The sequence below is a fragment of the Ancylobacter tetraedralis genome, from assembly GCF_014195655.1.
Taxonomy (GTDB): Bacteria; Pseudomonadota; Alphaproteobacteria; order Rhizobiales; family Xanthobacteraceae; genus Ancylobacter; species Ancylobacter tetraedralis.
This window is the reverse complement of the sequence record NZ_JACICD010000004.1, coordinates 209787-235906: the sequence shown is the minus strand read 5'-3', so window position 1 is coordinate 235906 and position 26120 is coordinate 209787. Positions and strand designations below refer to the sequence as shown.

The 26120-nt window shown below is 69.3% G+C and carries 27 protein-coding genes and 1 pseudogene; 11 read left to right on the top strand and 17 right to left on the bottom strand.

Annotated elements, in window-relative coordinates; translation table 11 throughout:
- Positions 1 to 42: 42 nt before the first annotated feature.
- A complete protein-coding gene (locus FHS55_RS12140) occupies positions 43 to 633 on the bottom strand; it encodes a DUF1285 domain-containing protein (RefSeq protein WP_183190012.1) in 591 nt (196 codons plus the stop codon).
- 216 nt (positions 634 to 849) lie between these two features.
- Here FHS55_RS12140 and FHS55_RS12135 point away from each other — a divergent pair, with 216 nt between their 5' ends.
- From FHS55_RS12135 to FHS55_RS12115, 5 genes are all read left to right on the top strand, one after another.
- A complete protein-coding gene (locus FHS55_RS12135) occupies positions 850 to 1860 on the top strand; it encodes an AAA family ATPase (protein WP_183190011.1) in 1011 nt (336 codons plus the stop codon).
- 125 nt (positions 1861 to 1985) lie between these two features.
- Positions 1986 to 2957, top strand: coding sequence for a DUF58 domain-containing protein (locus FHS55_RS12130; RefSeq protein ID WP_343056134.1), 972 nt, complete (start codon positions 1986 to 1988; stop codon positions 2955 to 2957).
- A 5-nt stretch (positions 2958 to 2962) separates the two neighbouring features.
- The gene (locus FHS55_RS12125) at positions 2963 to 5836 is read left to right on the top strand and encodes a DUF4159 domain-containing protein (protein ID WP_183190290.1); all 2874 of its coding nucleotides are present in this window, start codon (positions 2963 to 2965) and stop codon (positions 5834 to 5836) included.
- A 109-nt stretch (positions 5837 to 5945) separates the two neighbouring features.
- A complete protein-coding gene (locus FHS55_RS12120; RefSeq protein WP_183190010.1) occupies positions 5946 to 8018 on the top strand; it encodes a hypothetical protein in 2073 nt (690 codons plus the stop codon).
- Positions 8019 to 8093: 75 nt separating this feature from the next.
- Positions 8094 to 8636: a dihydrofolate reductase family protein gene (locus tag FHS55_RS12115; protein WP_183190009.1), complete on the top strand. Its 543-nt coding sequence runs from the start codon at positions 8094 to 8096 to the stop codon at positions 8634 to 8636.
- A 12-nt stretch (positions 8637 to 8648) separates the two neighbouring features.
- Here the strand turns inward: FHS55_RS12115 and FHS55_RS12110 are convergent, their stop codons facing one another.
- On the bottom strand, positions 8649 to 9161 hold the full coding sequence (locus tag FHS55_RS12110; protein ID WP_183190008.1) for a GNAT family N-acetyltransferase: 513 nt from the start codon (positions 9159 to 9161) through the stop codon (positions 8649 to 8651).
- A 257-nt stretch (positions 9162 to 9418) separates the two neighbouring features.
- On the opposite strand from FHS55_RS12110, the gene FHS55_RS12105 reads away from it, so the two are divergent.
- From FHS55_RS12105 to FHS55_RS12095, 3 genes are all read left to right on the top strand, one after another.
- Positions 9419 to 9982 carry a helix-turn-helix domain-containing protein gene (locus tag FHS55_RS12105; RefSeq protein WP_183190007.1) on the top strand — a complete coding sequence of 188 codons (564 nt, stop codon included), beginning with the start codon at positions 9419 to 9421 and terminating at the stop codon, positions 9980 to 9982.
- A 20-nt stretch (positions 9983 to 10002) separates the two neighbouring features.
- A complete protein-coding gene (locus FHS55_RS12100) occupies positions 10003 to 10518 on the top strand; it encodes a GNAT family N-acetyltransferase (RefSeq protein ID WP_183190006.1) in 516 nt (171 codons plus the stop codon).
- A gap of 99 nt (positions 10519 to 10617) precedes the next feature.
- On the top strand, positions 10618 to 11586 hold the full coding sequence (locus FHS55_RS12095) for a glutathione S-transferase family protein (protein WP_183190005.1): 969 nt from the start codon (positions 10618 to 10620) through the stop codon (positions 11584 to 11586).
- Here the strand turns inward: FHS55_RS12095 and FHS55_RS12090 are convergent.
- The 3 genes from FHS55_RS12090 to mnmA are packed head-to-tail and all read right to left on the bottom strand — an operon-like array spanning position 11583 to position 14823.
- Complete coding sequence (locus FHS55_RS12090) at positions 11583 to 12848, bottom strand: alpha/beta hydrolase family protein (protein WP_183190004.1); 1266 nt, start codon at positions 12846 to 12848, stop codon at positions 11583 to 11585. The genes FHS55_RS12095 and FHS55_RS12090 overlap by 4 nt on opposite strands.
- A gap of 46 nt (positions 12849 to 12894) precedes the next feature.
- Complete coding sequence (locus FHS55_RS12085) at positions 12895 to 13578, bottom strand: class I SAM-dependent methyltransferase (protein WP_183190003.1); 684 nt, start codon at positions 13576 to 13578, stop codon at positions 12895 to 12897.
- A 57-nt stretch (positions 13579 to 13635) separates the two neighbouring features.
- The gene (mnmA, locus tag FHS55_RS12080) at positions 13636 to 14823 is read right to left on the bottom strand and encodes a tRNA 2-thiouridine(34) synthase MnmA (RefSeq protein WP_183190002.1); all 1188 of its coding nucleotides are present in this window, start codon (positions 14821 to 14823) and stop codon (positions 13636 to 13638) included.
- Positions 14824 to 15233: 410 nt separating this feature from the next.
- Here mnmA and sciP point away from each other — a divergent pair, with 410 nt between their 5' ends.
- Positions 15234 to 15509, top strand: coding sequence for a CtrA inhibitor SciP (gene sciP, locus FHS55_RS12075; RefSeq protein ID WP_144342224.1), 276 nt, complete (start codon positions 15234 to 15236; stop codon positions 15507 to 15509).
- Between the two features lie 167 nt (positions 15510 to 15676).
- Here sciP and phnN read toward each other — a convergent pair whose 3' ends face one another.
- From phnN to phnG, 9 genes are read right to left on the bottom strand one after another with little or no spacing between them, the layout of a single operon-like run.
- Positions 15677 to 16267, bottom strand: a complete 591-nt coding sequence (gene phnN / locus FHS55_RS12070; protein ID WP_183190289.1) for a phosphonate metabolism protein/1,5-bisphosphokinase (PRPP-forming) PhnN — start codon at positions 16265 to 16267, stop codon at positions 15677 to 15679.
- A gap of 53 nt (positions 16268 to 16320) precedes the next feature.
- Positions 16321 to 17460 carry an alpha-D-ribose 1-methylphosphonate 5-triphosphate diphosphatase gene (locus FHS55_RS12065; protein WP_183190001.1) on the bottom strand — a complete coding sequence of 380 codons (1140 nt, stop codon included), beginning with the start codon at positions 17458 to 17460 and terminating at the stop codon, positions 16321 to 16323.
- Between the two features lie 7 nt (positions 17461 to 17467).
- Positions 17468 to 18169, bottom strand: coding sequence for a phosphonate C-P lyase system protein PhnL (phnL, locus tag FHS55_RS12060; protein WP_183190000.1), 702 nt, complete (start codon positions 18167 to 18169; stop codon positions 17468 to 17470).
- 10 nt (positions 18170 to 18179) lie between these two features.
- Positions 18180 to 18956 (bottom strand): phosphonate C-P lyase system protein PhnK, encoded by a 777-nt coding sequence (gene phnK / locus FHS55_RS12055; protein ID WP_183189999.1) that lies wholly within the window; start codon positions 18954 to 18956, stop codon positions 18180 to 18182.
- Positions 18953 to 19432, bottom strand: coding sequence for a GNAT family N-acetyltransferase (locus tag FHS55_RS12050; RefSeq protein ID WP_183189998.1), 480 nt, complete (start codon positions 19430 to 19432; stop codon positions 18953 to 18955). Before FHS55_RS12050 ends, phnK begins: the two co-directional genes overlap by 4 nt.
- On the bottom strand, positions 19429 to 20343 hold the full coding sequence (locus tag FHS55_RS12045) for an alpha-D-ribose 1-methylphosphonate 5-phosphate C-P-lyase PhnJ (RefSeq protein ID WP_425485806.1): 915 nt from the start codon (positions 20341 to 20343) through the stop codon (positions 19429 to 19431). The genes FHS55_RS12050 and FHS55_RS12045 overlap by 4 nt, the downstream gene beginning before the upstream one ends.
- On the bottom strand, positions 20340 to 21425 hold the full coding sequence (locus tag FHS55_RS12040; protein WP_183189997.1) for a carbon-phosphorus lyase complex subunit: 1086 nt from the start codon (positions 21423 to 21425) through the stop codon (positions 20340 to 20342). The genes FHS55_RS12045 and FHS55_RS12040 overlap by 4 nt, the downstream gene beginning before the upstream one ends.
- 4 nt (positions 21426 to 21429) lie before the next feature.
- Positions 21430 to 22038 carry a phosphonate C-P lyase system protein PhnH gene (phnH, locus tag FHS55_RS12035; RefSeq protein ID WP_183189996.1) on the bottom strand — a complete coding sequence of 203 codons (609 nt, stop codon included), beginning with the start codon at positions 22036 to 22038 and terminating at the stop codon, positions 21430 to 21432.
- 1 nt (position 22039) lies between these two features.
- Positions 22040 to 22453, bottom strand: a complete 414-nt coding sequence (gene phnG / locus FHS55_RS12030; RefSeq protein ID WP_246340084.1) for a phosphonate C-P lyase system protein PhnG — start codon at positions 22451 to 22453, stop codon at positions 22040 to 22042.
- Between the two features lie 170 nt (positions 22454 to 22623).
- On the opposite strand from phnG, the gene phnF reads away from it, so the two are divergent.
- Both phnF and FHS55_RS12020 read left to right on the top strand, forming a co-directional pair.
- Complete coding sequence (gene phnF, locus FHS55_RS12025; protein WP_183189994.1) at positions 22624 to 23400, top strand: phosphonate metabolism transcriptional regulator PhnF; 777 nt, start codon at positions 22624 to 22626, stop codon at positions 23398 to 23400.
- A 9-nt stretch (positions 23401 to 23409) separates the two neighbouring features.
- Positions 23410 to 24018, top strand: coding sequence for a pyridoxamine 5'-phosphate oxidase family protein (locus FHS55_RS12020; RefSeq protein WP_183189993.1), 609 nt, complete (start codon positions 23410 to 23412; stop codon positions 24016 to 24018).
- Between the two features lie 54 nt (positions 24019 to 24072).
- Here the strand turns inward: FHS55_RS12020 and FHS55_RS12015 are convergent.
- The 3 genes and pseudogenes from FHS55_RS12015 to FHS55_RS12005 all read right to left on the bottom strand — a co-directional run.
- Positions 24073 to 24198: pseudogene (locus tag FHS55_RS12015) on the bottom strand (tyrosine-type recombinase/integrase); the annotation flags it as partial.
- 65 nt (positions 24199 to 24263) lie between these two features.
- Positions 24264 to 24911, bottom strand: a complete 648-nt coding sequence (locus tag FHS55_RS12010) for a GntR family transcriptional regulator (protein ID WP_183189992.1) — start codon at positions 24909 to 24911, stop codon at positions 24264 to 24266.
- Positions 24912 to 25072: 161 nt separating this feature from the next.
- Positions 25073 to 26119, bottom strand: a complete 1047-nt coding sequence (locus tag FHS55_RS12005; protein ID WP_183189991.1) for a Gfo/Idh/MocA family protein — start codon at positions 26117 to 26119, stop codon at positions 25073 to 25075.
- Position 26120: the final 1 nt, after the last annotated feature.

The window sequence follows — 26120 nt, the reverse complement described above, 5'->3', positions numbered from 1 at the left end:
CGTTTTCCGCGTCCTCGGCGGCACCAACGGACAGGGCATGCGTCATAGGCTGGCCTTCACGGTCTCGGCCGTCGCGAGGGGGAAGAACGCGCCGGCGGAAGCGGCGCCGAACACGGCGCGCCCCTCGACCTCGCGCTCCTCGACCCGCTCGGCGAGGTCGAGAAACACCGCGCGGGTCAACCGGGCCCACAGGCCCCGGCGCACATAGATATAGGGTCGCAATTCGTCGCTGCCCGGCTGGGAATCGAAACGCAGGGGATGATCGGCGTCGCAGCGCACCAGATCGTCGAGATTGGTGCGGAACACGAGCGTCGCGCCGCCCGGCGTTTCCTCCACCGCCATGTCGACGGCGAGAAGCGGCGCGTCCTCGACGCGGATCCCCACCTTTTCGGCCGGCGTCACCAGCACATAGCGCCCATCCTCCCGCGTCAGCACGGAGGCGAACAGCTTCACCAGCGCCGGCCGGCGGATGGGCCGGCCCTCGTGAAACCACACGCCGTCGCGGTCGATGCGGATGTCGATGTCGCCACAATCGGGCGGATTCCAGCGCTCGATCGGCGGCAGAGCGCGCTGCGGCGCATCGCCCACCGCACGCACCAATTCGTCAAATCGCGCGGAAGTCTCTGAAATCACGGCCACATTCCTGTCATACGGGCGTAATCGCGCTTTCGTGATGCCCCGCCCGATAGTCGACGCGGTGTGAAGATAGCGTAAGCTTGCATCTGCGAAAGTCCGCGCCGGTCACCCGGACCATCGAGATGGTATCGGGCGAGTGCATTGCAATAAATATTGTTGCGATGCACCATGACCGACACGGAACGCGGCAGGGTTCGGAACGAGGATCAGCGCATGACGTCAGCCACCGGCGAGAATTTCGAGTCCCTCGACGACATGATCGTCCGCTCGGCGGAGACGACGGCGGCCAATGTGCGCGCGGCCCGTGCCGGTATCGGCCAGGTGATCTTCGGCCAGGAGGCGGTGGTCGAGCGCACGCTGATCACCATCCTGTCCGGCGGCCACGGCCTGCTGGTGGGCGTGCCGGGCCTCGCCAAGACCAAGCTGGTGGAAACGCTGGGCATCGTGCTCGGGCTCGATGCCCGCCGCGTGCAATTCACGCCCGACCTGATGCCCTCGGACATTCTCGGCGCGGAAGTGCTGGAAGAGGCCGCGGGCGGCCGGCGCTCCTTCCGCTTCATTCCCGGCCCGGTCTTCGCGCAGCTCTTGATGGCCGACGAGATCAACCGCGCGAGCCCACGCACCCAGTCGGCGCTGCTGCAGTCGATGCAGGAAGGCCATGTCACGGTGGCCGGCGTGCGCCACGACCTGCCCAAGCCGTTCCACGTGCTCGCCACCCAGAACCCGCTGGAGCAGGAGGGCACCTATCCCCTGCCCGAGGCCCAGCTCGACCGCTTCCTGATGCAGGTGGACGTCGACTATCCCGACCGCGATGCCGAGCGGAAGATCCTGTTCGACACCACCAGCGCCGAGGAGACCAAGCCGCGCGCGGTGATGACCGCCGACGAGCTGGCCGCCGCCCAGCGTCTGGTGCGGCGCCTGCCGGTGGGCGAATCGGTGGTGGAGGCGATCCTCTCGCTGGTGCGCTCGGCCCGTCCCGGCGCGGATGCCGGCGAGTTTGCCAAGTTCATCGCCTGGGGCCCGGGCCCGCGCGCGTCGCAATCGCTGATGCTGGCGGTGCGTGCACGCGCCCTGCTGGACGGGCGCTACGCGCCGTCGGTGGACGACGTCGTCGCCCTCGCCGAACCCGTGCTGAAGCACCGCATGGCGCTGACCTTCGCCGCCCGCGCCGATGGCGAGACGGTGTCCGGCCTGATCGCCAAGCTGGCCAAGCGGATCGGCTAAGGCCATCAACGCGAACGGCGGCGCGCCAGCCGCCGAGCCTTCCCCCGCCGCAATCGCGGGGCACGTGCATCGCCCCTGAAAGGCCGGCCCCGCCGCGCCTGTCGACATGACGGAGACCTGATCGGGTGGAGTTCGACGCCGATAATGCGGTGAGAAGTGCGGCGCAGGATGCAGCCGGCCTCGTCGCGGCCATGCCCCGCCTAGTTCTGGAAGCGCGCCGCATCGCCGCCAGCGTCTATCACGGCCTGCATGGCCGCCGCCGCGCCGGATCGGGCGAGAATTTCTGGCAGTATCGCCGCTTCATGGATGGCGAACCGTCCGCCCGCGTCGACTGGCGCCGCTCGGCGCGCGACGATCATCTCTATGTGCGCGAACGCGAATGGGAAGCCGCCCACACGGTGTGGATCTGGCCGGACCTGTCCAGTTCCATGGTGTTCGCCTCCCCGCTGGTGTGGGAAACCAAGCGCGACCGGGCGCTGGTCGTCGCCTTCGCGCTGGCCGAGGTGCTGGTGAAGGGCGGCGAGCGCGTCGGCATTCCCGGCATCCTGCGCCCCACCGCCGCCCGCAACATCGTGGAGAAAATGGCGGAATCGCTGGTGCACGCGCCGAGCCTGCCCGAGAGCCTGCCGCCCGCCTTCGCCCCCTCCCCGCTGGCCGAGGTGGTGGTTCTGTCGGACCTGTGGAGCCCGACGCCCGAGGTGGTGGCGAGCCTTGACGGCCTTGCCGCCAGCGGCGCGCATGGCCATGTCGTGCAGATCTGCGATCCGGCCGAGGAGACCTTCCCCTTTTCCGGCCGCGTCGAGTTCCGCGAGCCCGAGAGCGGCGTGCAGCTCACCATCGGCCGCGCCGAGACGGTGCGCGCCGAATATGTGGCGCGCGTCGCCACGCACCGCGCCATCATCCGCCGTGAGGCCGAGCGGCGGGCCTGGAGCTTCATCATCCACCGCACCGACCGGCCGGCGAGCGAATTGCTGCTGGCGCTGCATGCGCGCATGAGCGGCGGCAGCTTCGGTGTCACCGCCCATCCCGAAGGCGCACAGCCGGCCGCGTCGACGGACGACATGCCCGCGTCCCGTGATGCGGGGCACGCGGCATGAACGGGCTGTTCGGGCTTCCCCTCGCCTTCGCCACGCCGCTGGTGCTGACCGCACTGATCGGCCTGCCGCTGCTGTGGTTCCTGCTCCGGCTGGTGCCGCCGCGCCCGCGCCGCATCGCCTTCGCGCCGACGCGCCTGCTGCTGGACATTCCCCCGAAGGAGGAGACGCCGGCCCGCACGCCCTGGTGGCTCACCGTGCTGCGGCTGCTGCTCGCCGCGCTCATCATCCTGGCCGCCGCCGGCCCGATCTGGAATCCGCCGGTGGCCGGCCCCGCCGCCTCCGGGCCGGTGGTGCTGCTGATCGATTCCGGCTGGCCGGCCGCCGCCAGCTGGGAAGCGCGCCGCGCCAGCGCGCAGGGCGTGGTGGCCGATGCCGACCTGCAGGGGCGCGGCGTCATTCTCATTCCCACCGGCGAGCCGCCGCTCGACCCGCGCGTGCTGCGGCCGACTGAGGCGCGCGAGCGGCTGCGCACGCTCAGCCCCGTGCCCCATGTGCCCGACCGCGCCCCGGCGCTGGCGAGCCTTGCCAAGGCGCTGGAGGCGACACCGGGCGCGGCGGTCATCTATCTCTCGGACGGCGTGGCGCTGGAGGGGGGCGAGGGCATCCCCGCCGAGATCGTCCGGGTCGTCGGGCAGCACCCGCTGACCACGCTCGCCGATGGCGTGCGCGAACCCCTCGCGCTGGCGGGCGCCGACAACGCCATCGACGCGCTGACCGTGAAGGTGCTGCGCGCCGACCGCGATACGCAGCCGCGTCAGGGCGTGGTGCGGGCGCTCGACATGCGCGGCCTCGCACTCGGGCAGGCCGCGTTCGATTTCGAGCCCGGCGCCCGGGAGACGCAGGCGCGGATCGACCTGCCGGTGGAGATCCGCAACGAGATCGCCCGGCTGGAAATCGTCGACGAGGCCTCGGCCGGCGCGGTGCAACTGCTGGACAAGCGCTGGCGCCGGCGCACGGTCGGCCTGGTCTCCGGCACCGCCGCGGACCAGCGCCAGCCGCTGCTCGCGCCCTCCTATTACCTCACCCGGGCGCTGGCCCCCTTCGCCGATGTGCGCACCGCCGAGGGCGCCGGCACCTCCGAGGCGATCGACCGCTTCATCGACCAGAAGCTGCCCGTCATCATCCTCTCCGATGTCGGCACGCTGCCGGACGAGACCCATGCCCGCCTCGCGCGCTGGATCGAGGGCGGCGGCGTGCTGGTGCGCTTCGCCGGCCCGCGCCTCGCCAACGGCTCGGACGACCTCGTGCCGGTGACGCTGCGACGCGGCGGCCGGGTCCTGGGCGGCTCGCTCTCCTGGGAGCAGCCGCAGACACTGGGCGGCTTCACCGCCGAGGGCCCATTCCGCGACGTGCCGGTGCCCAATGACGTGACGGTGCAGCGGCAGGTGCTGGCCGAGCCGGACGGCCTGCTCGCCGCGCGCACCTGGGCGACGCTGTCTGACGGCACGCCGCTCGTCACCGGCGAGCGGCGCAGCGCGGGGACGCTGGTGCTGTTCCACGTCACCGCCGACACCTCCTGGTCGAACCTGCCGCTGTCCGGCGCCTTCGTCGACATGCTGCGGCGCGTGGTGGCGCTCGGCGGCTCGAGCGCGGCGGAAGCCGACAATGGCGGCACCACCGCCACGGCGACCACGGGCGAGACCGTGGCGCCGAGCCGCCTGCTCGACGGATTCGGCGCCTTCCGTCCGACCACACCTACCGCCAAGGCGATCCCCGTCGGCTATAATGGCCGCGCCAGCGCGGACCATCCGCCGGGCTTCTACGGCCCGCCCGAGGGGCTTGTCGCGGTGAACGCGCTGCTGCCGCGCGACCGGCTGGTGGCGCTGGACCTCACGGGCCTCGGTACGCTGGAACCCTACCGCGCCGGCACGCCGCAGGACCTGCGCACGCCCCTTCTCATCGCCGTCATCGCCCTCCTGCTGGTGGATTCGTTGATCGTCTTCGTGCTCGGCGGCGGCCTGTCGCGCCTCACCGCGCGGCGCGCGGCCCCCGCCGCCGCGCTCGTTCTCGCCCTTGCCCTCGGCCTGGTAGCCGGCCTGCCCGGCGGCATCGCCCTCGCCCAGACGGCGCCGCCCTCCCCGCCCGCGGCAGCGGCTCCCGCGCCCAAGCCGATGACGCCGGCGGAGATGGACTTCGCCGTCAAGGCCACCAGTTCCACCCGCCTCGCCTATGTCATCACCGGCGACGCGGAGACCGACGAGGTCAGCCGCTCGGGCCTTGCCGGCCTCACCCGCTTCCTCGGCGAGCGCACGGCGCTGGAGGCCGGCGAGCCGATGGGCGTGGATCTGTCGCGCGACGAACTCGCCTTTTTCCCGCTGATCTACTGGCCGATCGTGCCGGGCGCGGCCAAGCCCTCGCCGGAGACGCTGGCGCGGGTCGATTCCTTCATGAAGCAGGGCGGCACCGTGGTGTTCGACACGCGCGACGCCGAGACCGTGCTGCCCGGCTCCAACGGCGCCGGTTCGCCGGCCAATGACACGCTGCGCGCCATTCTCGCCGGGCTCGATATTCCCGAACTGGAGCCGGTGCCGCGCGACCATGTGCTGACCAAGGCGTTCTATCTGCTGCGCGATTTTCCCGGCCGCTTCTCGGGCGGCAAGACCTGGGTGGAGGCGCTGCCCGCCGCCGAGGAGGGCGAGGAGCGCCCGGCGCGCGCGGGCGACGGCGTCTCGCCCGTGGTCATCACGTCCAACGATCTCGCCGGTGCCTGGGCGGTGGCGGAAGACGGCCAGCCGCTGCTGCCCATGTCCTCCGCCGGTCCGCGCCAGCGCGAACTCGCCTTCCGCGCGGGGGCCAACCTCGTGATGTATGTGCTCACCGGCAACTACAAGGCCGATCAGGTGCATGTCCCGGCCCTGCTGGAAAGGCTCGGGCAGTGAACGCATTCCGTGTCACGGCACCGCATGTCGCACGCCCGCACCTCCTCCCTCTCCCATACCAGGAGAGGTGGAACATCCCGGCCCGTCTCTTGAATGAAGGAGCCGGCGCATGAATTTCGGCCTCGCCTTCGATCCGCTCATTCCCCTGCCCTGGCTGATCGGCCTCGCCGCCGTCGCGGCCGTGGTCGCGCTGCTGGTGATCGCCTCGCGTACGCGTGGGGCGGTGCTGCGGGCGCTCGCCCTCGTTCTCGCGCTGCTCGCCCTCGCCAACCCCTCGCTCACCCGCGAGGAGCGCGAGCCGCTCTCCACCGTCGTCGCCGTGGTGGTCGACAAGAGCGCCAGCCAGGATTTCGGCGACCGTACGCAAATGACGCAGGCCGCCCGCACCGAACTCGAAACGCGCCTCGCGCGGCTCAAGGAACAGGGCGCCGAAATCCGCTTCATCGATGCCGGCGGAGGCGCCGGCGAGGTGGACGGCACGCGCCTGTTCACCGCGCTCTCTGCCGGCCTTGCCGACGTGCCGCCCGAGCGGGTGGCCGGCGCCATCTTCCTCACCGACGGGCGGGTGCACGACATCCCCGCCACCGTCGCCGCGCTGGGCTTCCATGCCCCGGTGCACGCCATCGTCTCCGGCCAGCCCAATGAGCGGGACCGCCGGGTCGCGCTCACCTCGACCCCGCGCTTCGGCATTGTCGGGCAGTCGCAGACCATCGGCTACCGCGTGGAGGACGAGGGCGCCCCGGCCGGTGCCCGCGTTTCCGTCACCGTGCGGCGCGACGGCGAGGTGGTCGGGCGCCCCATCGTCACCGCCGGCCAGCCGGCCAGCGTGGATGTCGAGATCACCCATGCGGGCGCCAACATCGTCGAGATCGAGGCCGCCGGCCTTGAGGGCGAGCTGACCCCGGTGAACAACCGCGCGGCGGTGTCGATCGACGGCGTGCGCGACAAGCTGCGCGTGCTGCTGGTGTCCGGCGAGCCGCATGTGGGCGAGCGCACCTGGCGCAACCTCTTGAAATCCGACGCCAATGTGGACCTCGTGCACTTCACCATCCTGCGCCCGCCGGAGAAGCAGGACGGCACGCCAATCAACGAATTGTCGCTGATCGCCTTCCCCACGCGCGAGCTGTTCCAGCAGAAGATCAAGGATTTCGACCTGATCATCTTCGACCGCTACGCCCAGCAGGGCGTGCTGCCGATGATCTATTTCGACAACATCGTGCGCTATGTCGAGGAAGGCGGCGCGCTTCTGGTCGCCGCCGGCACCGATTTCATCTCCGACGGCTCGGTCTACAACACGCCGCTGGAAGCCATCCTTCCCGCCGCCCCCACCGGGCAGATGACGGAAAGCCCGTTCCGCGCCGCGCTCACCGAGGCGGGCCGGCGCCATCCCGTGACCCGCAACCTGCCCGGCTCCGAGACCAGCCCGCCGCGCTGGGCTCCGTTCTTCCGCGTCATCGACACGCAGGGCGCGCGCGGCACCAGCGTGATGGACGGGCCGAACGGCAAGCCGGTGGTGCTGCTCGACCATGTGGGCGAGGGTCGCGTCGCGCTGCTGCTGTCCGATCATTTCTGGCTATGGGCGCGCGGCTTCGATGGCGGCGGCCCCTATATCGATCTGCTGCGCCGCCTCTCGCACTGGCTGATGAAGGAGCCGGACCTGGAGGAGGAGCGCCTCAGAATGGTGGCCCATGGCGGCGATATCGTCGTCGAGCGGCAGACCATGGGCGATGCCGCCCCGCCGGTGACGATCACCACGCCCACCGGCACCACCCGCACGCTGAACCTGACCGCCGCCGAGCCCGGCCTGTTCCGCGCCACCTTCCCGGCCGACACGCTCGGCCTGTGGCGGGCGAGCGATGGCAAGCTCACCGCGCTGGTCAATGTCGGCCCGCTCAACCCGCGCGAATTCGCCGAGGTGACCTCCACTACCGAGGCGCTGCGCCCCATCATCGAGGCCTCGGGCGGCGGCATCTGGCGCATGTCGGCGCTGCCGGACGGCGTGCCCCGCGTCATCCCGGTGCGCTCGGGCGAGCGCTTCGCCGGCGAGGACTGGATGGGATTTGCCATGCGCGACGTTTCCGTCGTGCGCGGGCTCGGCCTGTTCCCGATCTTCGCCGGCTTCTCCGGCCTGCTCCTCCTGCTCGCGGGCGTGGCGGCGGCCTGGGCCCGCGAGGGGCGCTAGGCCGTCGCAAGGGCCTGGCCGGGGCACCCGCCGCCGGTCTTGCTCGCTGGCCCCGAATCGACAGGAAGCGCCCTCATGAGCCTCATTCGTGGCTTCATCGCCGCCAGCCTTGACGGCTACATCGCGGACCGCGATGGCGGCATCGGCTGGCTCGCGCCCTTCGACGAGGTCGATTACGGCTATGCCGGTTTCATCGCCGATATCGGCAGGGTGGTGATGGGCCGCGGCACCTTCGACGTGGTCACCGGCTTCGAGAGCGGTTGGCCCTATGCCGGCAAGGGGGGCATCGTCGTCACCTCGACGCCGCTGGCAAACGCCCCCGCCGGCGTCGAGGCATGGCACAAGGGTGTGCCCGCGCTCATCGCCCATCTGCGCGCGCGGGAGGGGGAGAACGCGGGCGGCGACATCTGGCTGGTCGGCGGTGGCGGGCTGCAGGCGGCGTTCATCGAGGCCGGCGCGCTCGACCGGCTCGACCTCTTCGTCATCCCAGTGCTGCTGGGCGAGGGCGTGCCGCTCTTCCCGAGGACGCCGGCGCCGCCCCGCACCCTCACGCTGGAGGCCAGCCTTGCTCTGGACAAGGGAATGGTGCGGCTGACCTACACATTCCACCGCCCGTGAGCGGTCTGCCCCTCACGCCACTTCCGCAAAGCCCTTGCGCACCGGGCCACGCACGGCCTCGACCGGCGTGTCGTCCAGTGTGCAGACCAGAACACGGGCGGGGTCGACCGGCCCCGGCAGCGTCACCTGGCCGTGCGGCACGCGCTTGAAGCCCATACGCCCGTAATAAGGCTCGTCGCCCACCAGCAGCAGCAGGTTGGCGCCGTCCGCCTTCGCCGCCGCCAGCGCGCGCTCCACCAGCCGCCGGCCGATGCCGTGCGAGCGGAAGGGCGGCTCCACCGTGAGCGGACCGAGCAGCAGCGCGGGCGCCTCGCCGATGAGGATCGGCGTCAGCCGCACCGAGCCCACCAGCATGGTGCCGATATAGGCGGTGAAGGACAGGTCGCGCCGGTGCGGATTGCCCTCGCGCAGCCGATAGGCGGTGCGGGCATAGCGGCCCGGCCCGAACGTGCGGGCCACCAGCCGCTCGATGGCGGCATCGTCGGCGGGGCGTTCGGTGAGAAGGGTGATCGACAGCTCGGTCATGGGAGTCTCGGCGCTCAAGGCATCTGCAAGCCGCCGCGCCGAGCGGCCGGGTATCACGGCCGCAGGCGGACGGGGACGAAAAGGCACGCAGGCGCCATCGCGCCGCGGGCACGCTCGTCTCGTCGTCGCTGGGCCGGCATCCGATACATCGCTGCATCCCTGAGAGGGCGACCCGGATAGCACAGGCGCGCCGGCAGGTCGAGGCCGTTTGGCACAGCGCCTTGCCCATCATCCGTCCTGTATCGTATAAGTTACGAATGGCTACTATCATGGACGATACAAGCATGCGTCTCGCCTGTCGCATCCGGCTGGAGCGGGAGGCGCGCGGCTGGTCGCTGGCCGATCTCGCCGCGCGGGCCGGGGTGTCGAAGGCCGCCATCAGCAAGATCGAGCGCGCGGAAACGAGCCCGAGCGCGGCGACGCTGGTGCGCCTCGCCAGCGCGTTCGATCTCTCCCTCGCCGGCCTGCTGCTGCGCACCGAGGGCGGTGAGCGGCTCGCGCGCGCCGCCGACCAGCCGCTATGGCGCGACCCGGCGAGCGGCTATGTCCGCCGGCAGATCTTCGCCCAGCCCGACCATCCGGTCGAACTGGTGGAGGTGGTGCTGCCGCCGGGCGCGCGGGTGGATCTGCCGGCCGCCTCCTATGCGCGGCTGCGGCAGGTCCTGCAGGTGCGCCAGGGCGAATTGGTGCTGACCGAAGGAAGCCAGCGCCATGAGCTGAAGGCCGGCGACTGCCTCGGCTTCGGCCCGCCCGCCGACGTGATCTTCGCCAACGAGACGGACGCGCCCTGCCGCTATCTCGTCGCCCTCACCCGCCTGTAACCGCCCCCTGCGAGCCCCCCATGACCACGCCAGTCATCCGCCCTCTCCTGCCCGATCCACGTGACGTCGACGCCCTCGCCTCGATCCTCGTGGCGACCGTCGCGGGTGGCGGCTCGGTCGGCTTCCTGCATCCGGTGAGCCGTGAGGTGGCCGCCCGCTTCTGGCAAGCCGGGCTCGAGGGCGCGGCGCGGGGCGAGCGCATCATCCTCGGCGCGTTCCTGGCGGGGGAGCTAGCCGGCACGGTGACGCTGCAGCTCGCCCTGCCGGAGAACCAGCCGCACCGGGCGGAAATCGCCAAGATGATGACCCTCCCCGCCTTTCGCGGTCGCGGCATCGCCTCCGCGCTGCTGGAGGAAGCCGAGCGTCTGGCCCGCGCGCGGGGCCGCACGCTGCTGGTGCTGGACACCGCGAGCGAGGGTGGCGCGGCCGGCCTGTACGAGAAGCGCGGCTTCCTGTGCGCGGGGGAAATTCCCGGCTTCGCGCTGAAGCCGCAGGGCGGCCTCACCGGCACGCGGCTCTATTTCAAGCAGATCTAACTCGCAGCGGCACAATTGCCCCTTTGCCTTTCCGCATGGGAGGGCGGGGTGTCCTGCGGCCCGTTTCGCTCTAACTTGGCGGTGAAACGGGAGGATCGCATGGGACTGCTGGTCGACGGCCAATGGGTCGACAAATGGTACGACACCACGAGCACCGGCGGGCGCTTCGTGCGCACCGTCACCCGCTTCCGCAACTGGGTGACGCCGGACGGCGCACCGGGCCCTTCCGGCCAGGGCGGCTTTCCCGCCGAGGCGGGGCGCTATCACCTCTATGTCTCGCTGGCTTGTCCCTGGGCCCACCGCACGCTGATCTTCCGCGCGCTGAAGAAGCTGGAAGAGGTCATCTCCGTCTCGGTGGTCGATCCGTTCATGGGCGCGGAAGGCTGGGTCTTCGCCGATCATGCCGCCCACCGCACGGAGGGCGCCACGAGTGATGCCGTGCTCGGCGCCAAGCGGCTCTACGAGGTCTATCTCGCCGCCGACCCCGCCTTTTCCGGCCGCGTCACCGTGCCCGTGCTGTGGGATCGCAAACGCGGCACCATCGTGAACAACGAATCCGCCGAGATCATCCGCATGCTCAACTCGGCTTTCGGCGCCTTCACCGACGACCGGCACGATTATTACCCCGCCGCGCTGGCCGACGAGATCGACGCGCTCAACGCGCGCATCTACGACGCGGTGAATAACGGCGTCTACAAGGCCGGCTTCGCCACCGCGCAGGACGCCTATGAGGAAGCCGTCGCCGCGCTGTTCACCATGCTGGACGAGCTGGAGGCGCGGCTCGAGGGCCGGTCCTGGCTGATGGGCGAGGCACTCACCGAGGCGGATATCCGGCTGTTCACCACGCTGGTCCGCTTCGACCCGGTCTATGTCGGGCACTTCAAGTGCAACATCCGCCGCATCGTCGATTACCCGAACCTCAAGCGCTTCGTGCAGGCCCTCTACGCGCTGCCGGGGGTGAAGGAGACGGTGAACCTCACTCACATCAAGCGGCACTATTACGAGAGCCACACCACGATCAACCCGACCGGGGTCGTGCCGGTGGGGCCGGATATGGGCTGGCTCTAGGGCTGGATCGGATCGGAGTTCTGAGCCGGGGCGCGCTCCCCGGCTCGGAGCCCGTCGAACCACAGTTTCCACTGCGGTACGGCGCGGACGAAGGTTCCGCGGTGCGTGGTCGGGCCGGTGGAGACCGCCTCCACGGTCGTGTTGCCGGCGCCGATCGCCCGCTGATAGGTCATGGCCAGCTGCCCGAGACCGACGCTGATGACCTCGTCCTGCTCGCCATAATAATTGCGTACCGGCGTGCGGATGATCCAGCGATAGGCATTGGTCGCCGCCACCAGCCGGCCATAGGCCGAGCCGGCAAAGAACTGCGGATCGAAGTAATCCTTGCGGATCAGCTTGCCGACGTCGGTCGGAATGTCCTTGGCGTCAAAAGGCTGGCGTTCATAGGCCTTGCGCGCGACGTCGTAATACGCGTCGTTGATCAGCGAGCGGGCGAGACCGGGCACGCCGTAGTAATTCTCGAAAGAGAAGGACGACAGGATGAACAGCGTCGTCACCCAGGAGGCGTCGTTCGGACGGGGAAAATCGAGAAAGCCGCTCAGCGCCATGAAGATATCGAGCGGCGCGCTCGCGGTGGCGGCAGCCAGGACAGGGACGCCGGCGCTCTCCAGCTTTTCGAGAAAGGCCATGGTGACGAAGCCGCCCTGCGACCAGCCGGCGAGGAACAGCCGGGGGCTGGTGAGCTTCATCTGCGCCAGCACGCTGCGGCTGGCCACCAGCATGTCATAGCTGGCCTGCTGGTGGCTGGCCTTCACCATATAGCCCTCGGGCTCCGGCGACAGGCCGAGGCCGAAATAATCGGCGCCGATCAGCACATAGCCCTGCCCGGCAAACTGCGCGATCATCAGCGCCGTCTCGGAAGACTGGTCGGCGAAGGACGGCACCTCCTGTTTTCCATACACCGTGCCGTGCTGATACGAGACCATCGGAAAGCCGGTCTCCGGCGTGTCGGGAATTGCAAGCAGGCCGGTGGCCACGGTCGGCTTGTTGCCGCGTTCGGGAACCACGGACGGGTAGGTCACTCGATAGAGCCGCACGGCGTTGCGCGCGGGCGTGAAGCTCTGGGTGATGCCGGCGAAACGGGGCGTATCGACCTCGAGTATCCGGTTCAGCCGCTCCACATCCCAGCGCTCCAGGAACTCGTATCGCACGCCGGAGACGACCTCCACCGGCCCGTCCTGCGCACGGGCGGCGGATGCGGCAACGAGGAACAGCGGAACGAGCAACGCAAGCGCTATCCGCAGGCGGCGAACCAAATTCATGAGGTCTCCTGGCGTCCGATCGAAGGGAGGGAGTGCGGCGCGCCCCTCACCCCGCCAGCGCCACGCTCTCGCTCGCGGACGCGATCTCCGCCTGCGTGCGCTTGCGGAAGCGCACCAGCGTGTACATGCCGAGCGCCACGTCGCGCTTGATCGGCAGATCCACCGTGCCGTTGCGCACCGCCCAGTTGCGCAGGCGGGCGAACTGGAATTCCGGGCGCCAGCCGAGCTTGCGCGCCTTGCGGGCGAACCATTTCTCGAACACCGCGCGCGGGCCGTCCTCGGCGCCGAGGTGGTTGACCAGGATGATCTCCCCGCCGGGCTTGAGCACGCGGGCCATCTCGTCCAGCGTCTCCTCGGGCTGCGGCACCACGGTGATAACGAACTGGGCCATGACCACGTCGAACGAATTGTCGGCGAAGCCCATATGCGCGCCATCCATCAGGACCAGGCCCTCGACATGGGGCAGCCCTTCCTTCTTCACCCGCTCGCGCGCCTTTTGCAGCATGGGCTCGGAAATATCGACGCCGACGAAGCGGTTGCTGCGCTTGTAGTTGGGCAGGGCGATGCCGGTGCCGACACCGAATTCGAGAATACGACCGCCGATCTTTTCCGCCGCCTTCGTCGCCGCCTTGCGACCGGCCTCGAAGACCGCGCCGAACACCACATCATAGACCGGCGCCCAGCGGGCATAGGCTTCCTCGACGGTGGCACGGTCCAGATCGGTCGTCATGAAGTTCACCCCTGCTGCTGCCCGGGCCGATCGCCCGGCCCATCCGGCCCGTTCGACTCACGCCGAGCGCGCCATCATCTCCGCGTCGCGTGTCAGCGCCGTAACGGGTGCCCGTGAACGGCGGATGACGCCGCCGCCGAGCAGGCGCGCGCCCGCGCCGGCGTCTTCGTAGAAAACGCAGGCCTGCCCCGGCGCCACGCCCTCTTCGGCCGCGCTCAGATGCACCTCCAGCGCCCCGTCCGCCGCCAGCGCGAGGCGGCCGGGCGCGGGCGCACGCGCCGAGCGCACCTTCACGTGAAGGTCGCGGCCGGCAGCGGCGGCCGTCTCCAATGGCTCGTCGCCGATCCAGTTGACCTCGTCGACGCGAATGACCGTGACGCCGAGCGCCGAGCGCGGGCCAACCAGCACGCGCCGAAGGCCGGCATCGATGCCCACCACGTAGAGCGGCTCGGACGAGGCGATGCCGAGCCCCTTGCGCTGGCCGATCGTGTAGCGCATCACGCCGGCATGCCGGCCGAGCACGCGCCCGTCCAGATGCACGATCTCGCCCGGCTCCGCCGCCTCGGGCCGCAGTTTCTCGACGATGGCGGTGTAGTGGCCGTTCGGCACGAAGCAGATGTCCTGGCTATCCGGCTTGTCGGCCACCTTCAGCCCGAAGCCCTCCGCCAGCGCGCGCACCTCCGGCTTGGTGGTCTCGCCGAGCGGAAAGCGGAGCATGTCGATCTGCGGCTGCGTCGTCGCGTAAAGGAAATAGCTCTGGTCACGATTCTCGTCGAGCGGGCGGAACAGCGCGCGCCGCCCGTCGGCCAGCGGGCGGCTGGTCACGTAATGGCCGGTGGCGAGAATGTCGGCGCCGAGATCGCGCGCGGTTTCCAGCAGGTCGCGGAATTTCACCGTGCGATTGCAGTCGACGCAGGGGATCGGCGTTTCCCCCGCCGCATAGGCGTCGGCGAAGCGCTCGATCACCGCGTGGCGGAAGCGGCTCTCGTAATCCAGCACGTAATGCGGGATGCCGAGCTTCTCGGCGACCGTGCGCGCGTCATAAATGTCCTGCCCCGCGCAGCAGGCGCCGGGGCGGTGATGCATCGCCTCGCCATGGTCATAGAGCTGCAGCGTGACGCCCAGCACATCATAGCCCGCCTGCGCGTAGAGCGCGGCCACGACGGAGGAATCCACGCCGCCCGACATCGCCACCACCACACGGGTCTGGCTCGGGGAACGGGAGGTGTCGTCGAGACGGATCATGGCCAAGCAGGATTGGAGAACGCGGCGGCGCGCGGGGGGAAGCCGAACATAGCTCCCCTATATAGGGCAGGACGGCCGATCTATGAACCCTTGGCAGGCGCCTAATCGGTGTGACGGCGCGCATCGTTCCGACCCGCCCTCGGGATGGCAATGCCGGGCCTCCTGACACCCGCCGCATGGCCCCCTTCCGCGCAACGCGTTGAACGGTAAGGGAGGACCGGTAATCATCGGAAGCAGCGCCGGCACCGGAAATGCTGCCGTTGCGTCATGAAAAGTAAATAAAGTCCTTCGGTAATATTAACAATGCGACCGAGTCTTGACACTCACTGATACGTGATTCGCTTAGGGAAATATTTAAAGCTCGTCCTTTATGCTGCAGGCATTGGTCGTGTGTATTGAGTGAGCGTGGCATGACAGAACCCTATCGCCCGAGGGTGAAATATGTAATCGGGCCGGACGGAAGTCCGTTAACCATTGCCGACCTTCCCCCGCCCAACACCCGGCGGTGGGTCATCCGCCGCAAGGCGGAAGTGGTCGCCGCCGTCCGCGGGGGGCTCCTCAGCCTGGAGGAGGCCTGCAAGCGTTACACCTTGACGACCGAGGAATTCCTGTCCTGGCAGGCCTCGATCGACCGCCATGGCCTGGCCGGCCTGCGCACCACGCGCATCCAGCAATACCGGCAGTAAAGCCGGCACGAAGACGTATTTTGCTTGAACGATAACTTCACGATCTCATGGCCGGGCAACACCCGGCCATTTTCGTATCGTCTCCCGGCCGGGCAACACCCGGCCATTTTCGTATCGTCCCCCGGCCGGGCAACACCCGGCCGTTTTCGTGCGTGCCGTCGCGCCTGCTACAGTCCTCGCAGGAAGGCCGCCAGCCTCTCGCCAGCCTCGAACGGGGCGCCGACATTGAGGATTCGCAGATCGGGCTCCCCGTCGAGTACCGGTTCGCGGGCCAGCCGCTGGGCGAGCGCGACCTCGCCTTCACGCCCTCGGGCCGTGATGCGCGCCGCCAACACCTCGGGCGGCGCGGTGACATGCACCAGCTTCACATGAAGGAAACGCTCGCGCGCCTCGGGCACCGCCGCGCGCGAGCCGTTGGCGACCACGATACGGCCGGCCGCAAGATCCTCCGCCACCTCCTCGCCCAGCGCGTAGCACAGGCCGTTCGCGCGCCAGTGGAGGGGGAAACGCCCGGCCGCCACGCCCGCCGCGAAGGCGTCCTCGTCCAGCGCGATGTGGTTCTCCGTAGCGTCGGCCGCGCGGGTGATGCGCCGGCGCGCGAAGCGGATATCCGTCCGCGCCGCCAGGCGCTCGCGTGCATGGCCGATCAGCGTGTCCTTGCCCGCGCCCGAGGGACCCACCACCAGAACCAGCACGCCCGGCCCGAAGCGGCGATTGCCGGGAACGCAGCTCTCTTGCGCCCCGCCCTCTTGCGCCAAGCTATCTTGCGCCAAGCTATCTTGCGCCAAGCTCTCGCCCGCGTCGTTCTCGCTCACGCCACCCGCTCCCCGGCTCGCCACACGGCCCGCGCCACCGGCACCGGGCCGGCATCGGAAACCCGCTGGAAATCCGCCCGCAGGCCTATGGCGAGGCGTCCGCGATCCGCCAGCCCGGCCGCATCGGCCGGGTTGGCGCTCACCATCCGCACCGCCTGCGGCAGCGTGATCGCCTCCACCCGGCGCGGCAGGTCGAAGGCGGCCAGCAGCAGGCTACCCGGCACGTAGTCCGACGACATGATGTCCAGCACCCCGCGCCGCGCCAGCGTCTCCGCCGCGACATTGCCGGTATGCGAGCCGCCCCGCACCATGTTGGGCGCGCCCATCAGCACGCGGATGCCGACGGCATGCGAGCCGTCCGCCGCCACATCCGTGGTCGGAAATTCGGCGATGGCGATGCCGTCCTCGATGGCCTCGACGATGTGATCATGCGTGGCATCGTCATGGCTCGCCAGCACGATGCCACGCGCGCGGGCCATTTTCACCAGCTGGGCGCGGTTCGGCCGCGCATGGAGGCGGTGCGCCTCCTGCCGCTTCTCGACGATCACGTCCATCTCGGCCACCGAGATGCCGCTCTTCTTCATGTAATAGGCGCGGAAATGCTCCTCGGTGAGGAACTGCCGCTGGCCCGGCGTGTGGTCCATCAGCGAGATGAGCCGCACATCGGCGCTTTCCATCAGCGCCTGCGCATCCTCCACCACGCCCTCGGCGGCCACCTCGCAGCGCAGGTGCACGAAATGCTCCGCGCGCATCAGGCCGGCCTCGCTCGCCTCGCGAAGGGTGGCGGCGAGCAGCGGGGCATCGCCGTCCATGCCCACGGCCCGCTTGTCCGGCCACACGCGCAGCGAATCGAACACGGTGGTGATGCCGGCCGTGGCGATCTGCGCGTCATAGGCCGTCACCGCCGCGAAGGCGTTCCACATCACGCGCGGGCGGGGATAGAGATGGCCCTCGACATGGTCGGTATGCAGTTCGACGAAGCCGGGAAGCACATAATCGCCGCCCATGTCCTGCGCCGTCGGCGGCGCGCTGCCCTCGCCGATCTCGGCGATGACGCCATCGCGCACCACCAGATGGCCGTGCCGCACCTCATCGGGCAGCACCAGCCGGGCATTGGCGTAAACCGTCTCGGTCATCTCGTCCTCACGCCGCTTTCGCGAATTCCGTCACGTCGATCACCCGGTCGCACACGGCGTCCCGCACCTCGGCATCGTGGAAAATGCCGAGAATGGCGACACCGGCGCGCTTCTTCTCCCCGATGAGGTCGACCACCACCTGCCGGTTGGCGGCATCGAGCGAGGCGGTCGGCTCGTCCATGAGGAGCAGCGGGCGGTGGGCGATCAGCCCGCGGGCGATGTTCACACGCTGCTGCTCGCCGCCCGAGAAGGTGGCAGGCGGCAATGGCCACAGCCGTTCCGGCAGGTTCAACCGCGCCAGCAGATCGCCCGCCCGCGCCGTGGCTTCCTCGCGCGCGACCCCGTCGCCTACCAGAGGCTCGGCCACCACGTCGAGCGCGCCGATGCGCGGGATCACCCGCAGGAACTGGCTGACATAGCCCATGGTGCGCGCGCGCAGGCGGATCAGCCGGCGCGGGTCAGCCGTGGCGACATCGACCACCTCGCCGCCCTCGCGCACGCGGATATGGCCCGCGTCGACGCGGTAATTGCCATACACCATCTTCAGCACGGAGCTTTTGCCCGCGCCCGAGGGGCCGCCCAGCGCCACGCATTCCCCGGCCAGCAGTTGAAAGCCGGCGCCCGACACCACCGGCAGCCGCGCGCCCTCGCGCAGATGCAGGACGAAGGTCTTGGAGACGCCGGCGACGGACAGGATGGGTTCGTTCATGTCTTTCCCCTCACGCCGCCAGAACCGAGGAAACGAGCAACTGCGTATAGGGCTCGCGTGGATCGTCGAGCACCTGGTCGGTGAGCCCGGTCTCGATCACCCGGCCCTGCCGCATCACCACCAGGCGGTGCGACAGCAGCCGCGCCACCGCGAGGTCATGGGTGACGATGATCACCGCCAGTCCCATCTCGCTCACCAGCCCGCGAATGAGATCGAGCAGCCGCGCCTGCACCGAGACGTCGAGCCCGCCGGTCGGCTCGTCCATGAAGACCAGGCGCGGGCGGGTGACGAGGTTGCGGGCGATCTGCAGGCGCTGGCGCATGCCGCCGGAAAAGGCGCGCGGGTCGTCGTCGATGCGGTCGCCGGCAATCTCCACCTTGGCCAGCCAGTCGAGCGCCTCGTCGCGGATCTGCCCGTAATGGCGCCAGCCCACCGCCATCAGCCGCTCGCCGACATTGCCGCCGGCCGAAACGGCCATGCGCAAGCCATCGGCCGGGTTCTGCCGGATGAGGCCCCAGTCGGTGCGCATCAGGAGCCGCCGCTCGGCCGCCGAAAGGGTGGACAGGTCCGCCATCCGCCCGTCGCGCAGGCGATAGGAGACGCGGCCGGCCGTGGGGACCAGTTCGGTGGAGAGCAGGCCGAGCAGGGTCGACTTGCCCGAGCCGCTCTCGCCCACCACCGCCAGCACCTCACCGGGATAGACCTCCAGCGACACGTCGCGGCAGCCAAGGCGCGCGCCGTAATTCTTGCCCAGGCCCTCGGCGATCAGCAGGGGTTGTTCGCTCATGCCGCCTCCCCGGATGCCGGGGCCTCCTCGAGATGGATGATGTAGCTGAATCCGTGCCGCTCGAAGCCGAGGCTTTCATAGAAGGCGTGCGCCCGCTCGCGCGACATCCGCGTCGACAGGCTCGCCTTGTAGCAGCCCTTCTCCCGCGCCAGATCGAGCGCCGCCCGCATCATGGCGCGGCCGATACCCCTGCCCTGCGCCGCCCCCGCCACGGCCACCGCCTCGATGATGGCCGAGCGGGCGCCGGCATGGGCGATGTTCTCCATCGCCAGCAGCGTGAACGTGCCGAGAGCGGCCCCGTCCACCTCCGCCACATGCAGGGTGTAATCGGGATAGCTCGCCATGCGATCGAAGATCGCCCGCGCCTCCCCAAGGTCGGTGGCGTCCTGCGCGTCCAGTTCACGATAGAGCGCGAGCACCGCCGGCAGGTCGGCCGGCATGGCGGGGCGGATGGTGAGAGAGCCGGGCGCGATCATGCCGCGTCCTCCGCCGGCACGCCCAGTTCGCCCACGTGGCCCTGCGCCTGCCGCGTGTTGCAATAGTCGGTGTCCGAGCACACGAACATTCGCCCACCCTTGTCGTCGAGGATCACCTCATCGAGATAGACCCCGGTCGCCGCGCACAGCGCGCAGGGCTTGGCGAAGTGCTGCACCTTGAACGGATGGTCCTCGAAGTCGAGCGAACGCACGCGGGTGTGCGGGGGGATGGCGTAGATCCGCTTCTCGCGGCCGGCGCCGAACAGCTGCAAGGCCGGGCAGTCGTCCATTTTCGGGTTGTCGAATTTGGGGATCGGCGAGGGGTCCATCACATAGCGCCCCGCCACTTCCACGGGGTAGGCATAGGTGGTAGCGATGTGGCCGTGGCGGGCGATGTCCTCATAGAGCTTCACATGCATGAGCCCGTATTCGGCGAGCGCGTGCAACTGGCGCGTCTCGGTCTCGCGCGGCTCCAGAAAGCGCAGCGGCTCGGGGATCGGCACCTGGTAGACGAGAATCTGGTTCTCGTTCAGCGCCGTCTCGGGGATGCGGTGGCGGGTCTGGATCACCGTGGCTTCCGCCGTCGCGGTGGTGGTGGCGACGCGCGCCGTCTTCTCGAAGAAGCCGCGAATGGCCACCGCATTGGTGGTGTCGTCGGCACCCTGATCGATGACTTTCAGCACGTCCTGCGGCCCCAGCACGGCGGCGGTGACCTGCACCCCGCCCGTGCCCCAGCCATAGGGCATCGGCATTTCGCGCGCGGCGAACGGCACCTGATAGCCAGGCACGGCGATCGCCTTGAGGATGGCGCGGCGGATCATCCGCTTGGTCTGCTCGTCGAGATAGGCGAAATTGTAGGTGATGTCGGGCATGGAAGATCGGGGCATGGAGGATATGGGCTGCGCGCTCATTCCGCGGCCTCCTTCATCTGCGCGGCCTGCTCGGCCCGCATGCGGCGCACGAGATCGAGTTCCGCCTGGAAATCCACATAATGCGGCAGCTTCAGGTGCTCGACGAAGCCGGTCGCCTGCACGTTGTCGCAGTGGGAGAGCACGAATTCCTCGTCCTGCGCCGGGCTGCCGGGCTCCTCGCCCAGCTCCTGCCAGCGCAGCGCCCGCTCCACCAGTGCCATGGACATGGCCTTGCGCTCGCACTGGCCGAATACCAGCCCATAGCCGCGCGTGAACTGCGGGGGCACCTCGGCCGAGCCCTTGAACTGGTTCACCATCTGGCACTCGGTGACCTGCACCGTGCCGAGCGAGACCTCGAAGCCGAGTTCCGGCACATCGAGCACCACCTCGACATCGCCGAAGCGGATCTCGCCGACGAACGGGTGCGAGCGGGCATAGCCGCGCTGGGTGGAATAGCCGAGCGCCAGCAGATAGCCCTCGTCGCCCCGCGCGAGCGTCTGCAGCCGCGTCGCGCGGTCGACCGGGAAGGACACCGGCGCGCGGGTGATGTCGAACGGCTCGGACCCGTCATCTTCGGGCGCCGCCTCGATCAGCCCCTCCTGCCCCAGAAGGTCGGTCACGCGCGGCATGGCGAGCGGCGCGTCGCTGCCGGTCTCGACCGCATGTTCGCCGCCCTCCCCGCCCAGCGACGTGTCGAGCAGGCGGTGCGTGTAGTCGAAGGTCGGGCCGAGCAACTGCCCGCCCGGCAGGTCCTTGTAGGTCGCCGAGGCGCGCCGGCGCACCAGCATGTCGCCCGTGTCGAGCGGGCGGGAATTGCCGAAGCGCGGCAGCGTGGTGCGGAAGGCGCGGATGAGGAAGATCGCCTCGATCAAATCGCCGCGCGCCTGCTTCACCGCCAGGCTCGCCAGTTCGACATCGTAGAGCGATCCCTCCGCCATCACCCGGTCCACCGCCAGCGTCAGCTGCTGGGCGATCTGGTCGAGCGTGATCGAGGGAAGCCCGGCATCGCCGCGCCGGCGCTTGCCCAGAAGCGCATGCGCGTTGCGGATGGCCTTCTCGCCGCCTTTTGCCGCCACATACATCGGCTCAGCCCTCTTTCACGATCACGGAGCGGGGCAGCCCGGCGACGCCGCCGGCTCCGGCCAGCAGCAGGTCCACCCCGCGCGGAAACAGCGCCCGGTTGGCCGCCATGCGCGCGCGGAAATCCGCCGGCAGCGGCGCGGCATCGAAGCCGTCCGTGCCCTGGATGCCCGGCCCTTCCAGCACCAGCCCGCTTTTGCCGAAATATTCCACCTGCAGGATCAGCGTTACCGAGGCATCGGGATAATCCGGCGAGCCCTGCGGGAAGGCGGTGAAGTCGATCACCCCGCGCGGATCGGCGATCAGCGCGAAACGCGCCGCACCGGGATCCACGACGATCGGCGCCCCGGCGTGGAATCGCAGGAAGGCGCCCACCGCCGGCGCCGCCGCCAGCGGTGCGTCGAGCCAGATCGGCGTCTCATAATCGCACAGCGCCAGCGCCAGCGCGGCGGCCTCGCGCGAGAGCGGCGCGGGCGGCTCCAGCCGCGCGTCCAGCCGCTCGACGCGGCCCGGCCGGGCCAGCGCCCACATGGCGGCCCGGAAGCTCGCCTGCGCATCGAATACGGGATCGTCGAAGCCAGCCGACAGCGCGGCGGCGGCAGCCGGATGGGACATGTCAGTCCTCCCCGCGCACGAGGGTGAAGAAGTCGACCTTGGTGGCAGCCGTTTCGGCGCGCACCTGCGCGACCTCGCCCGCCAGCCGCGCCCGCACCGGCTTCAGCGCCGCCTCCACCGCCGCCCGGCGGTCGGCGTCCTGCCACAGCGCATCGATGATGGCGGCGGCGCGGGCAGCCCGCGCGTCGCGCCCGAGCCGATAGGCGAAGCCGCTCGCGCCATCGGCCAGCCGCACCGCGGCCCGCGCCACCGTCGCCTCGCCGAGATTGAACGGCGCGCCGTCGCCGCCGGTGCGACCGCGCAGCATCACCAGCCCAACCTCGGGCGGACGCAGGTCCGCGGCGGAGGGAAGCGGCGCAAGGCGCGCCAGCACCGCATCGATCTCGCCCGCCTCGGCCCGCGCCAACGTGGCCATCAGGCCCTGCCGATCTATCTGCAAAGCGTTGTCGGGGCTTGATTGTTCAGGGATAGACATTGTCGGGGATCCAGACCTTGACGCTCTGAAAGGTCATTTACTTTCCGGCGAGTTTGTATAATCATCTATACAAACAGGCAAGGGCAGTTTTCACTCCGACGGCGGAAAACATGAACGGCAGCGACGACACGCCGATGACGACGAGCGCGGACGAGACGGAATACGCGGCACCCGCTCGGGGAACCGGGGTGGCGCTGTGGAAGCAGATCGTCGAGCGCATCGAGCTGGACATCGCCGAGGGGCGGCTGTCGCCCGGCATGCGCCTGCCCACCGAGATGGAACTGGCCGAGCGCTTCGGCGTGAACCGCCACACACTGCGACGCGCCCTCTCGACGCTCACCGAGCAGGGGATCGTCGAGGCGACGCCAGGGCGCGGCACTTTCGTCAAGCAGCTGCCCATCCGGTATCCCATCGCCGCGCGCACGCGCTTCTCCGAAATCGTTTCCGGCGAGGGCCGCGCACCCGGCGGACGGCTGGTGCGCTCGCTCATCGAGCCGGCCAGCGCCGCGGTGGCCGAGGCGCTGCGCCTGCCCCTCGGCCAGGAGGTGCTGCGCATCGACATGGTGCGCGATGCCGATGGCGTGCCCATCACTGTCGGCTCGCACTGGTACGAGGCAACACGCTGCCGCGACCTCGACCTGCTGGTCGCCTCCACCGGATCGGTCACCCGGGCGCTGGAAGCTCTCGGCCTCGGCGATTACCGGCGGCTGGAGACACGCATCACCGCCCGCGTGGCGGATGAAGAGGAGCGCCAGCTGCTGAGCCTGCCGGCGGGGCGCACCGTGATGGTGATCGACGCCATCAACGGCGATGCACGGCGCCAGCCGATCCAGTATTCTCGCGCGCGTTTCGCCGCCGACCGCGTGCAGCTTGTGGTCAAGAACTGAGGAATCGCCATGAGCCACATCACCACGCTCGACCAGCTCCGCGCCCTCTATGGCGAGCCCCGCGAGCGCAGCCGCCGCAAGGTGCTGGGGCGGCTCGACGCGCATTGCCGCGCGCTGATCGCGCTCTCGCCGCTGGTGATGGTGGGCAGTTTCGGCCCGGACGGGCGGGCCGATGTCACCCCGCGCGGCGATGCGGCGGGCTTCGTCGCGATCGCCGATGACAGCACGCTCCTTATCCCCGACCGTCCGGGCAACAACCGGCTGGATACGCTCACCAACCTCCTCGCCAACCAGGCCATCGGCCTGCTTTTCCTCGTGCCGGGCGTGGATGAGACGCTGCGCGTGAACGGTACAGCGGAGATTCGCGACGATGCGGACCTGCTCGCCCCCTTCGCGGTGGAGGGAAAGCGGCCGGTCACGGTGCTGAGGGTCACGGTTCAGGAAGCCTATCTGCACTGCGCCAAGGCCTTCATGCGCTCGCGCGCCTGGGACCCGGCCAGCCATGTCCCGCGTTCCCGCCTGCCGAGCATGGGCGAAATGCTGCGGGACCAACTCGATCTCGCCACCGCCGAAACGCAGGCGGAAATGCTGACGCGCTACCGCGAGACCCTCTACTAGCTGTGGAGCCTCAACAGGTTGCCCATCCGGTCCCGAGCGATCGCCGACATCGCCTACGGCCGTGGTGTCGAGCTTGCGATGCCCGTGCAGCACCTGGACGACGCGGATATCGGTCTTGCGCTCCAGCAGATGGGTGGCGACGCCGTGCCGCAGGGTGGGCATGGAGACGCGCTTGCCGAGCCGGGAGCGTGGATCGATGGCGCTTTCATCCGGTCTCCGTCGATTATTTTGTCGAGGATACTAGACTATCCAGCCCAATCGCCAACGAGATGGCTGAGATGATCCGTCATGAGCTTGATGACGCGGGGCTGATCTCCACTTATTATGGCATCAAGGATCGGCTGATGTTCCTCGGCGGAGTTAATTAACCCGCAGTCGCGAGCAAGTGCCTGCAAACCATATTGCCGTGTCTGATCACGTAAATTCTCCACGATTGTCGTGAGTTGTTCGTTATCAAGAATGCCCAGCAATCCGAGATGAAAGCTGCGATCGGCATCCAGATAGCGAACAATATCGCCGCTCTTGGCGCCCTCGACAATCTCGGCCGCGATCTTGGAAAACTCGTTCTTGCGCGGGATGACCTTTTCCTTCATCGAGGCGAGACGAGCCATCGACGGTATTTCCAGTAGAATGCGCAGGTCGTAGACGTTGCGCCTATCCTTGTCGCTGAGCGGAATGACACGAAAGCCGCGATTGCGCACCGCTTCCATGAGGCCCTGGTTGACCAGGGTCAGCATCGCCTCGCGCACCGGGCTGTTGGAAACGCCCAGCTCGGCGGCCAGCGACGAGGCCGAATAGATCTGCCCCGGCGCCAGGTCCCCCGAGACGAGGCGCAATTTCAGCACCGCCAGGGCCTGGTCCCGCAGATTGGTCTGATGCAGATGGTTATCCATGCACGCCCCGCACGCGAACTCACTACCGGTAATATACAATATGCTACTTTGCTTTTACAGCCGGTGCGCGCGCTTTCCGCGCCGCGCCCTCGCGCGGGCTTCGGCGGGCGGACTTCGGCGGGTGGACTTCGGCGGATTGTGTCGGGGCTGGGCCCGAGGTCTCAGTCCGCCGGCCCGGGCGCGATCCGCACGGGCATTCCTTCCCGCGCCGACCGATAGATCGCATCGATGACCCGCGCGGCCCCCAGCAAGTCGTCGGCGTCGATAGTCGGCACCGATCCCGCCGCCAGCGTCGCGACGATGGTCTCCAGTTGCGCGCGATGGCGCGTCGTGGGGTAGTCGCGCGGGTCGATCGGGTCGCCGAAGCTGAAATCCGCCGGAATGGCACTCGCCTCCCCGCCCCGGACATGGCGGAAGACGATCTGGTCGTGCTCGCCATTGAAGATGAGCGAGCCCTCTGTGCCGGAAATGGTCAGGAGGTGACGCTGGCCGGGAAAGGCGGCGGTGGAGGATGAAAAGGTGCCGAGACTGCCATTGGCAAATTCGAACACCGCCGCGGCCACATCCTCGGTCTCGATGGCGTGATGGCGCGTCGCGGTGCGGGCGAAGACCTCGCGGATCGGCCCGAGGATGAATTGTGCAAGGTCGATCAGATGGGTCGACTGCGTCATGACGCAGCCACCGCCCTCGATCGCCCATGTGCCGCGCCAGGCATCGTTCTGGTAATAGCTGGGCCGGCGGAATTCGTTGTCGACGATGTTGACGAGCACGATCCGGCCAAGGGCCCCCGAGCGCACGTCTTCCAGCGCCTGCGCCGCGGCGGCGGAGTGCCGGCGCTGGTAGACGACGAAAAGCCCGACGCCGGACTTTTGGCAGGCGTCGAGGATCGCGCTCGCCCTCGCCTCGGTGATCTCCAGCGGCTTCTCGACGATGAGGTGCTTGCCCGCCGCCGCGACGGCGATCGCGTGGTCGAGATGAAGGCCGTTCGGCGTGGCAATGATCACGGCATCGAGCGCGGGATCGGCGAGAAAGGCCGAGAGGTCCGCGTAATGCCGGGGAATGGAGAAGGTCGCGGCAAAGGCAGCCGCCTTCGTCGCGTCGCGCGCGAACACCGCCTGCAGCGAGGCCCCCGCGACGCGCGCCAGTTCGCGCGCATGGGTTTCCGCGGCGACGCCCGCGCCGATGAGGCCGAACCGGATGGTCGTCATC